The organism is Escherichia sp. XD33 (genome assembly GCF_019375075.1).
Lineage (GTDB): Bacteria > Pseudomonadota > Gammaproteobacteria > Enterobacterales > Enterobacteriaceae > Enterobacter > Enterobacter flexneri_A.
The window spans coordinates 1-1094 of sequence record NZ_JAENDM010000199.1; the positions used below are offsets into that span (position 1 = coordinate 1).

The window sequence follows — 1094 nt, forward strand, 5'->3', positions numbered from 1 at the left end:
GTGTCGGTTATAAGTTCTGATTAGCCAGGTAACACAGTGTTATGACAGCCCGCCGGTTCAGGCGGGCTTTTTTGTGGGGTGAATATGGCAGTAAAGATTTCAGGTGTACTGAAAGACGGTGCAGGTAAACCGGTACAGAACTGCACAATCCAGCTGAAAGCAAAACGTAACAGCACCACGGTGGTGGTGAACACGGTGGCATCTGAAAATCCGGATGAAGCCGGGCGTTACAGCATGGACGTTGAGTACGGTCAGTACAGCGTTATTCTGTTGGTGGAAGGATTCCCGCCGTCACATGCCGGGACCATCACCGTGTATGAAGATTCCCGACCCGGTACGCTGAATGATTTTCTCGGTGCCATGACGGAGGATGATGCCCGTCCGGAGGCACTGCGCCGCTTTGAACTGATGGTGGAAGAGGTGGCGCGTAACGCGTCCGCAGTGGCGCAGAACACAGCAGCCGCGAAGAAGTCAGCCAGCGATGCCGGCACATCAGCCCGTGAGGCGGCAACCCATGCGACTGATGCTACAGGCTCAGCACGTGCAGCCAGCACGTCAGCCGGACAGGCCGCGTCGTCGGCTCAGTCAGCGTCTTCCAGCGCAGGAACGGCATCAACAAAGGCCACTGAAGCATCAAAAAGTGCTGCCGCCGCAGAGTCTTCAAAAAGCGCGGCAGCCACCAGTGCCGGTGCAGCGAAAACGTCGGAAATGAATGCCGCAGCATCACAAAAATCTGCGGCCACATCTGCATCCACCGCGACCACGAAAGCGTCAGAAGCTGCCACCTCAGCCCGGGATGCGTCGGCTTCAAAAGTGGCGGCAAAATCATCAGAAACGAGCGCTGCCTCGAGCGCCGGCAGTGCAGCTTCCTCGGCAACGGCAGCAGGAAATTCCGCGAAGGCCGCAAAAACGTCTGAGACGAATGCGGATAACAGCGCACAGGCGGCAGCAGACTCACAAACTGCATCGGCAAACTCCGCGACAGCAGCCAAAAAATCAGAAACCAACGCGAAAAATAGTGAGGCAGCAGCAAAGGTCAGCGAAACCAACGCTAAAGCGTCAGAGAACAAGGCGAAAGAATATCTCGACAAGGT

Annotated in this window: 1 protein-coding gene; it reads left to right on the plus strand. The window is 56.4% G+C overall.

What is annotated here, in order from left to right; all coding sequences use genetic code 11:
- Positions 1–84 precede the first annotated feature (84 nt).
- On the plus strand, positions 85–1094 hold a 1010-nt coding region (locus tag K0778_RS28760), incomplete at its 3' end, for a prophage tail fiber N-terminal domain-containing protein (RefSeq protein WP_250666418.1).